8 protein-coding genes, 1 tRNA gene and 1 pseudogene are annotated in these 8,133 nt (G+C 53.3%); 3 read left to right on the plus strand and 7 right to left on the minus strand.

Going from position 1 to position 8,133, the window contains the following annotated elements; all coding sequences use genetic code 11:
• Nucleotides 1-77 (plus strand) — tRNA-Ile (locus tag ACF8EF_RS05940).
• Nucleotides 78-438: 361 nt separating this feature from the next.
• Here ACF8EF_RS05940 and ACF8EF_RS05945 read toward each other — a convergent pair.
• The 5 genes and pseudogenes from ACF8EF_RS05945 to ACF8EF_RS05965 all read right to left on the minus strand — a co-directional run.
• The gene (locus ACF8EF_RS05945; RefSeq protein ID WP_392529012.1) at nt 439-816 is read right to left on the minus strand and encodes an ASCH domain-containing protein; all 378 of its coding nucleotides are present in this window, start codon (nt 814-816) and stop codon (nt 439-441) included.
• On the minus strand, nt 794-1,843 hold the full coding sequence (locus tag ACF8EF_RS05950) for an N-acetyltransferase (protein ID WP_392529014.1): 1,050 nt from the start codon (nt 1,841-1,843) through the stop codon (nt 794-796). The genes ACF8EF_RS05945 and ACF8EF_RS05950 overlap by 23 nt, the downstream gene beginning before the upstream one ends.
• Nucleotides 1,844-1,848: 5 nt before the next feature.
• Nucleotides 1,849-2,385 carry an ATP-binding protein gene (locus ACF8EF_RS05955; protein WP_392529015.1) on the minus strand — a complete coding sequence of 179 codons (537 nt, stop codon included), beginning with the start codon at nt 2,383-2,385 and terminating at the stop codon, nt 1,849-1,851.
• Between the two features lie 627 nt (nt 2,386-3,012).
• Nucleotides 3,013-3,741, minus strand: coding sequence for a hypothetical protein (locus tag ACF8EF_RS05960; protein WP_392529017.1), 729 nt, complete (start codon nt 3,739-3,741; stop codon nt 3,013-3,015).
• Between the two features lie 181 nt (nt 3,742-3,922).
• Nucleotides 3,923-4,375 (minus strand): annotated as a pseudogene (locus ACF8EF_RS05965) (GPO family capsid scaffolding protein); the annotation flags it as partial.
• A gap of 54 nt (nt 4,376-4,429) precedes the next feature.
• Here ACF8EF_RS05965 and ACF8EF_RS05970 point away from each other — a divergent pair.
• Nucleotides 4,430-4,762, plus strand: coding sequence for an ogr/Delta-like zinc finger family protein (locus tag ACF8EF_RS05970; RefSeq protein WP_392529018.1), 333 nt, complete (start codon nt 4,430-4,432; stop codon nt 4,760-4,762).
• On the plus strand, nt 4,759-4,971 hold the full coding sequence (locus ACF8EF_RS05975; protein ID WP_392529020.1) for a hypothetical protein: 213 nt from the start codon (nt 4,759-4,761) through the stop codon (nt 4,969-4,971). The genes ACF8EF_RS05970 and ACF8EF_RS05975 overlap by 4 nt, the downstream gene beginning before the upstream one ends.
• Nucleotides 4,972-5,399: 428 nt before the next feature.
• On the opposite strand, the gene ACF8EF_RS05980 is transcribed toward ACF8EF_RS05975, so the two are convergent.
• Both ACF8EF_RS05980 and ACF8EF_RS05985 read right to left on the minus strand, forming a co-directional pair.
• The gene (locus ACF8EF_RS05980; protein WP_392529021.1) at nt 5,400-7,172 is read right to left on the minus strand and encodes a DUF927 domain-containing protein; all 1,773 of its coding nucleotides are present in this window, start codon (nt 7,170-7,172) and stop codon (nt 5,400-5,402) included.
• Nucleotides 7,169-8,131 carry a toprim domain-containing protein gene (locus tag ACF8EF_RS05985; protein WP_392529022.1) on the minus strand — a complete coding sequence of 321 codons (963 nt, stop codon included), beginning with the start codon at nt 8,129-8,131 and terminating at the stop codon, nt 7,169-7,171. Before ACF8EF_RS05985 ends, ACF8EF_RS05980 begins: the two co-directional genes overlap by 4 nt.
• Nucleotides 8,132-8,133 lie beyond the last annotated feature (2 nt).

Here is an 8,133-nt window from a genome sequence, read left to right on the forward strand (position 1 = left end):
GGGCCTATAGCTCAGTTGGTTAGAGCAGAGGACTCATAATCCTTTGGTCCACGGTTCGAGTCCGTGTGGGCCCACCAACAAAATCAATGGCTTACGCCTAATCAGCGTAAGCCATTTGTCTTTTAGGCCTGGAATTTTCCCCGTTTTGTCCCCGTTTCGTCCACATCACGCGACGACCGGAAGCGACCCACACCTACAGGCGCCCAGGACTTGGCCCGAACATGAAGGGGTGAACGTGCTACAGGTGCTGTGTGATCTGCTCGACCCAGTGGGGCAGGTGAACCTGCATATCCCGGGTCACGTTCATGGTAGTGGCCCTGTACCGAGCAGCGCCGCGTCATTCAATTAAGCAGTCATTAACGCAAACGAACTAGCCAATATAACCAAGCCTTTCACACTATAAGACATAAAAAAGCCCGCACTAGGCGGGCTTCGAAGTCAATCTCTTATGTAACAAAACGACTGAGGCGCAGAGCCACTAGGAATATATTCCTTAAGACTTTGAGGAGTTTCGTAACGTCTCACCGCAGCCACTTTGATAGCATGTGCAAGTTCTCGACCATCAAAATATTCATTGAAGAACTTTTTGGTGATCCCCGAAAACCTGCTTGTGAGGCTCCAAATCTCCTTCGGATTATCAGTGAGTACTTCTTCAAAGTCAAACTCCCCAATAACTTTTCCGACAGGCATGGTGGCATAAATCACCACCGTTTTGACGTCAGGATTCTTAAATATAGACTTCCTGAATTCAAATCGTTTTTTGCCCTGCAGTATTTTTTCCGCATACTCAGGCTTAATTGATAACAATACCTTCATCTATTTGGCCCGCCCGTATGATGGAATCAAACTGATTCTTTGTGAGCGACATGAACCCCGGATATGCGTTGGCATCCAGTCCGAATTGCTCAATCATTTCGCCACGGGTCACGCGTCGCTTCAGCGCAGCATTATACGTAAACCTGAAGACGTGAGGGTATCTTTTTCTGGCCCAGAAGTCATTCAGCTCAGCATCACTGAAAACGCTGTATGGCTGGCAATACGCCATGAACTCATCCCGCGATGCAAAGGTGTAGATGGACCGGTACTCCTCGACCACACCGACGGAGGTTGCGACAGACCGATAGTGAGCGGGACCGACGCCATCACTGGTCCGATAGATCAGAAGAATATCACCTGGTTTAAGATGCTCAAGCCCTCTCATCGCTGAGAGATAAACCTTGTGGATACTATTGGTATGAGAAACATCTTCGATGATGCGCGCATTCTCATTATTTAAAATTGAATCAGGGAGAAGCCGTGTATGCCACTCAGGCCTCAATGAAAGCAAGTATCTATTTACTTCTAGATTATTCACAGTAGGGTAGGACTTAACGAGATCCCCCTGCAGCTTACTCAGCGTCTTGAGAAGTACCAACTCAACACCGTTGGCAGAGTGCTTTTCTGCAACCTGGGTGAAACCGTACTTCTGAAATAACCCAATAAGAACATCATGATGAGGAAACACAGTTACGTAAATTTCATCCACCCCATTATATAGGGCATGATCGAAAATCTTCTTTAAAAATCGCTCGCCCAACTTGGTTCCGCGAGCATTGATCTTCATTGTGCCCACTTTAATACGTCTTTTAGGAGGCAGAGGTGGCATCACATCTGTAACGGCATCCTCTTCGGTCTTCAGGTAGAGGAAGCCATTCACATGCCCACGTTCATCCTCAAACACGTATGCAGTATCTTCAGCTTTACGTGCAAACCAGTCTGAGAACTCACTGTAATCCTTCAAAAGAGAAGCAAAGAAAGCATCTTGCAAATCAATGTTTTTAAACTTCTTCTGAATAAGCTCCATCTAACTCAATTCCTGGCAGAAAAATTAATAATAGTTTCAATGCAATCCACGAAAGATTCTGCTGACGGGTTATGCATTACAAACAGTGGAATCTTCAACTCTAAAGACGTGCGAAGAGCAGCCCGTCTCTCTGAGTCGATGAAACTTTTAATATCCCCAGCGTTAGCGTTCGAATCACGCTGCAGTAGGCGCTGCGCGACCACTTGAGGCTCGTTTTCGATGAGAACGATTGCCGACGGACCGAGCCGCTGGAAGGTCTCCATAGGAATTTCCGCGAAAACACCTGGAGCCTTTTTCAGAACAAAATGTCCATCTAGAACCAGAGCGCCTTCCTGCGCCAAGATCCGATCGACTGCGATGGTGAGAGCATCTTGATTGCTCGCTATTTCTGTAACGATTTTATCATCGCCCCAGGTCTCAGCCCGCTTTTCCTCCTTGATGAGTTGGCTCGCGCTAGCGTGTTTCACGCCGACGGTGCCCGACATTTCTCGGCATAGGTGGGTTTTCCCTACGCCATGTACCCCAGCGACAAAGATGATCATTGCTAATCTCCCTATTAGTGGTGGCAGTACGCCATTCACCGCTGCTGCTGTCAATCCACCCTTAGCCCAGCGGTCACCAAATGTGCAGCCTCGAAAAAATGCTGGAGAAAAATCACTTATCCCCCTCCCGCCGACGCGCTTTACGTCGCAAAAATGTGCAAAGGCCGTGGGTAGTGCAACTGAATGCCCGGCCCAGGCCCGCTGCGGGCTCTGGCAACTGATCGGCCATTGCACTGAGTGCAAAGTTTTGCAAAGGAATGCAAATCCATTGCACATAACACTGCCCGCCCCTGGCAGCACACTGCAGCATATAACCCAATGGCAATAGGGGTTAGCCCGGATTTTTTCAGAGTGCGCCGCTCAATTTTGGCGATACCTTTTCTGATCCAACGGGCGCGGGTGAATCGCCCGTAGCCGAGTAACGGCAAGGGTTTCAGTCTTGATAGTAGGGTTTGAGCGGTTGCACTCAGCTGCACGATCTCAGAGCTGAGTGCGGAACGCCGAGTGGTGAGCCTCGCTCGCTCAAAGGACGCTGCGAAAAATCCGCTAAACTAGCGAGGCCGATCGCACGGCGCCGGCAGCTATCGTGATAGCAGCTTTGCGCGCCAGGTGGGGGGGGGGGTAGGCTCAGGACTTGCCGTTCAGGGTTTTGAGCTTGTGCAACGCAGCGGGCGAATTCACCGCCACCTCTTTTGAGAGTGCGTTTGGAACAGTAGCCAAGGCTGGCGGCAGTGCATCCTTCTCAGCACCGTCAAAGAGCTTCTCGAACTCTTCCCCGAACGCCCTCCAGACAAATTCATTCTTCTTTTCTTCTATCTGGCGCGAGCCGTTACAGGCACGCAACAAACCTTCTTTATGCGATTCCAAATCCAGGATACATAGCGCCTTGGACAACGTGAAAATTTGCATTAACTCTTCGCGCAAGCCGTCGCGGGCAAGCATCTTCTCAAGCTGTGCTTGCCAATAGGCTCGATTGAGTACGCGGGGCTCAGTAAACAGCTTATTTCGCGCATCAGCCAACTGCAGAATCAAATTATTCTCAAGACTGGCCCTTGCATCAACAGTGGCACGCATGGCGTGGGCTTCTTTCCTAAGCTTTTCGGCGCGCTCGATTTCATCATTGACTTTGGCTTGATCGATCTCGCCCGTTCCTGCGAGTCTTTTCCAGGATGCATCGGTACGACTCGCTCGCCCTTCAAGCTCAACCGCCTTGTGTAGCAGGCGCTGGTTTTCTTGCTCTATCTCAACAAGTTTATTTTGCAGATCGACGTACACAGCTTTATCAGCCTCAAAGCAAGTTAAGCGATGTTGCAACTCAGGCGTAAGACTCCCGACATCTACGGCTTGGATATTCATATGATTCTTCCTAAATTATTGAATTGAAATTTAAAGCGCCCTGGTACGACCGTGGCTAGAGCAGTCGCTTGGCGGGCTTAGCTGGGTACTTGCGCTCTTTGAAAGCCCTCACATGAACGCTCACCTCCTGCCTAACGCGCTTCAAGCTGGTAGCCAACGCCTTAATCATGGGAGCAGGACGCATCGGCACGGCCTTGGTGTGATAGGTGGCTGTACTGGCTTTCCTGGAGAAAAAGAGTTCCTGAGTTCCGAGACTCGCGGGCTCATCAGTGACAGCGAGGCCAGTCATATAGGCCCGACCAGATCCAGCAAAGTTTGGCGTTATCTCGACGCTGGAAAACAATTTCTCCCCGTCTCTATTCAACTGGAGCAAACGGGCATTTGGCTTAATCTTCACCTCTAATGCTACCCGGCCTTTTGCAAGGTCAGGATCATTATCAATTAAGCGCACTGAATAAACCGTGCCATGTGCACCATTGCCGCGTTGATGATCCACCCAGATAACGGCGGTGTATTTCGAAGGCGTATAGGTTTCTGCACAGTCGCGTAAGTCCTGCGCTTTGATTTCTCGCCCGTCAGCAGTCGGCCCACTGGTGGCGACACGCTTCCAGGAAGTTACAAGTGATCGGGGCATTAAGAGCCTCACTTAGCGAAGGTAGTTAGTCTAAAACGTGCAATCGTCGCAAACATGCGCAACATGCCGCACCAGCATGTTAATATTAACATACAGCTGACGCTTATCCGTCCTTTTGAGGCGCAACGAATGCGGATTTATTGTGGATCTTGTGGAAAAAAGGCACGTATTTTTAGAGTGGAAGAAGAGTCACCAACCTATGCAAAACTTTATTGCATTTGTCTTGAGCCGCACTGCGGGCACAGCTTTGTTTCAGAGTTCAGTTTTTCCCATACTCTAAAGCCTTCAAATTTAAAGACAGCAGGAAGCACAATTATTGATCGAATCTTGCAACTCACTGAGGAACAGCAAAGACAGGTACTCCAGCAGCTGGACATATTGACATGACTAAGGCCGTACCTGGTGTGCTGACATTCCAGGACCTTCAGCAGGTTACAGGTTATCAACGGCGCTCCGATGTTGAGCGGTGCTTAATAGGTCAAGGGGTAAGGATATTCCGTGGTCGCTCTGGTCCCTGGACAACTATCGATCTCATTAATCAGGCGGGCGGCATCAAAACGGACAGCGATGATAAGTATGGTGCAGACATCATTTGATGCCAGACGGCAACGGCTCAAAGCGGCTCGCCAAGGGGGTGGGGGGTCACGGTCGGCGGCTTGCCTCAACCCCACCACCTGGCGTGCAAAACACTCGCATAGGTCAAAGCTTCAGGTATCTGTCAACAAAAACCACCGACACCCCTATTTACCGCGTCTGATTTGAAAAAAAACGGGGAACGCGGGATTTTCGGGAAAACCCTTCTAGAATGCGGCCTCCAGAGCATTTTTCTGTTCCCGCAATTTTTTGACCGGGAACAAAATGGGGGGACGTACCCTATTAAACAGAGTTGTGTTCCCATGTTCCCACTCTTGTGTTTTAAATGGGAACGCCAGAAGCCCCGTATTCTCTGGCCGTTCCCGGTGTTCCCGGTGTTCCCGATCAAAAACAGCACTGCGCTCGTGACTTATGGGGGAGCGCGGCCGGCTTACCCCTCTCTCTCTAGCCTATCGGGGTCAATCACGTAAAAACGGGAACTCCCGCCACCTGGCGTGCGTCGCCTTTTCGTCCACCGATTATCTTCACTATCCATTTGCACCAAAGCTTCCACGCCGATCAAGGCGCGTACTATTCGAGCCTGGCTAAATCCAGACGCTGCCTCGCTGAGGCCAGGAGTATTAAACAGGTAAAGACGCTTATCGGAATCAACCTGGTAATAACCAGCACGTTCACGAACAGTGACATTGGCATGTTCGGCATATATGTCTGAGAAACGGCTATCACTGTGCAAGGCGATAAATTCGCTAATACCGCGGAGTATTTGACGATCTTCTGCACTACCGTCACCCATCGTTTGCAGCCATTCGTTGAACAGCGTTTGGCAGCCCTTGATGGCAGTCCCTTTCGGCCATTTCAGCAGTTTGCGGCGAATAGCCGATTCACCAGCCAGCGCCATGATTGCGAAGCGATCCGCTACCCGGCCTGCCTGAGAACTCTCGGTAGCAAAGGCTTCCCGTACCTGCCGGAATGCGCTGTGCAGATCTTCCGGATGCTGAATGAGCGACTCCACGAACGCCGGGCCTATGTGGCCGTAATGCTGAGTGACGGCATCGCTCACAACCCGGTGAAACTCCTGCCCCGTCAACCCATGCACGTCATCAAAAGCGCGGTGTGCGCGAGTACCCGCATTGACATCCACCATGCGCAGCTCGGCACCGGCGTGGGCGTTGCTGCCACCAATGGCGGCGTGGTCTGACAGTGAACGCTCCCCGCTGGATAGCGCCAGGACACGCCAGGTCAGCTTGGCACGGCCCTCTCGCTCCCTGGTCATGGTGCCCTTACCCATGCCGTTGGCAATGGCATACGCCATTTCCTGAACCCGCTTCGGGTCAGCCCGCTTGATTTCGTCCAGGATCAGGATGGTGTCATTACGCGATGCGGCCTCGATCTCGATACCGCCCTTCGATACGTCCCAGGAAGCGGCGAACGCCCCAGGATTGCCCCATACGGACGCTGCGAGGAGCTGGGCAAGGGATTTACCACTCGACGAATCACCCACCAGGTGCACGCCGCCGCCATTCACCCCCACCTTGGCGAGCAAAGGGCCCGCCAGGGCACAGCAAACTGACAGGATCAACACGGGGTTGCCCACACACCGGGCGGCAATTTCGGTCTGCCAGCCGTCGACGGTGCCCTTGCTGGTGAAAATGTTGGCCGCCCTGCCAGAGTCTTGGAAACGCACGTTGTCCCCGCCAATGACGCGAGACGGCAGTACAAACGCCCCCGACTCATGCCAACCCGGCTTGCTGGTGGTAGCGATCACCAACTCAGGTGACTGGTGGCTGGCCAAGTAGGGCACGATCTGGCGGCGCTGATGGTGCTCGATGACTAGGCCGCGACTTAGCAGCACCTTCAATACCTCATCACCCTTCCCACCCAGTGCCTCCATAGGCATGACCCATTCGATGCGCCGCCCCCGGTGAGTGAACGACAGCAAGCGGCCTATAGTGCCGTCCTCTGAATTAATCGTTTCAGCTTCCACATTCAGGGGGGCACAGATCCAGTGATCGACCGGAATGGCCTTCTCATCAGGCCCGCTTTGCTTCAATCCGTGATACCAGGTGCCGGCCTTGTAGAGCTTGCCCTCCACGGTGCAAGGGTGCTCGTAAACTGCGTAGCGGGGCCGCTCCAGCTTTTCGAATGCAGGTGCTTGTGGCTCGCCCACCAGGCTCAAGGTCGGGGGCTTTTCATGTGTGCTCATGGCTTGCAGCTCTTGTTGGATTGACCCGCAAGCCAGAGGTGCAGGTCGTTGAAGTCGGATAGGGCGGAGGGGGCGTCAGAGGGCCACTCAGGGAAAACCACACGAGCATCGGCAGCACGAGCGGCTTGGTTGGCAGCACGCTTTCCCGGATTACTAGCCGTGCTGCGGTCATCGTCACCGGCAATAACTAGGTCAAGCGTGGCGCCATAGCGCTCACGCATGGCCATGGCTACAGCCTTAAGGTTTCCGGCATTCATCGCACAGACCACCGGACACCCGGTGGTTTGGTGCAGCGTGGCGCCCGTGGCCCACCCCTCACACACATACAGGCGGCATCCCTCGGAGAGTTTGCCCAGTGGCGAATAGCAACCTTGGACACGCCCACCCATCAGAAAGCGTTTGCTGCCATCCGGCGTGATGATCTGCAGGTTCACCAAGCGCCCGTTATCACAGAGCGGCACCACCAACCGCCCTTGTCCCAACTGGCGCACCAGGTGCGGTTTCACCCCCTTAGCCAGCAGGTAGGTGTGCAGTGGATCGGCGGCCTTCGCTACTTTCCAAAGCTGCGCGGCTTCACGGGCAGCCTGGAGCTGCTTTTCCTCCTGGAGCTGTTGTTCACGCAGGCGCCAAGAGGCACGCTCGCGCTCGGACACCTGTTGACGTTTTTGGAGCTGCTGCGCATCCGTAACCGTAAGCTTGAAGAGACCAAGGCCCAGGCGGTCGTCCACTTCCTTGGCCGCATCCAGTTGACCGCATCCACGCAGATAGGCCAGCAGCGACACCAGGTCGCCGCCATGGGCACCGCTGTCAGCAAAATCATTCCACCGGCCTGTGTCGAGCGATACACCGAAGGAACCGGCTTGCCGATCCCCGCGGGCGATGTTCGCCGCCACCCACTCGCGGCCTTTACGTTTGCCTTCAGGAAGCCACTCCGCCAAAAGCACATCAGCCGCACTCAGGG

It is taken from the genome of Pseudomonas sp. zjy_15, from assembly GCF_043101865.1.
In the GTDB taxonomy this organism is placed as follows: Bacteria; Pseudomonadota; Gammaproteobacteria; order Pseudomonadales; family Pseudomonadaceae; genus Aquipseudomonas; species Aquipseudomonas putida_Y.

Coding starts and splice junctions, on each gene's coding strand:
- ACF8EF_RS05980 (WP_392529021.1), bottom strand. CDS start 7,172: ATGAGCACACATGAAAAGCCCCCGACCTTGAGCCTGGTGGGCGAGCCA.
- ACF8EF_RS05950 (WP_392529014.1), bottom strand. CDS start 1,843: ATGGAGCTTATTCAGAAGAAGTTTAAAAACATTGATTTGCAAGATGCT.
- ACF8EF_RS05955 (WP_392529015.1), bottom strand. CDS start 2,385: ATGATCATCTTTGTCGCTGGGGTACATGGCGTAGGGAAAACCCACCTA.
- ACF8EF_RS05945 (WP_392529012.1), bottom strand. CDS start 816: ATGAAGGTATTGTTATCAATTAAGCCTGAGTATGCGGAAAAAATACTG.
- ACF8EF_RS05975 (WP_392529020.1), top strand. CDS start 4,759: ATGACTAAGGCCGTACCTGGTGTGCTGACATTCCAGGACCTTCAGCAG.
- ACF8EF_RS05970 (WP_392529018.1), top strand. CDS start 4,430: ATGCGCAACATGCCGCACCAGCATGTTAATATTAACATACAGCTGACG.
- ACF8EF_RS05960 (WP_392529017.1), bottom strand. CDS start 3,741: ATGAATATCCAAGCCGTAGATGTCGGGAGTCTTACGCCTGAGTTGCAA.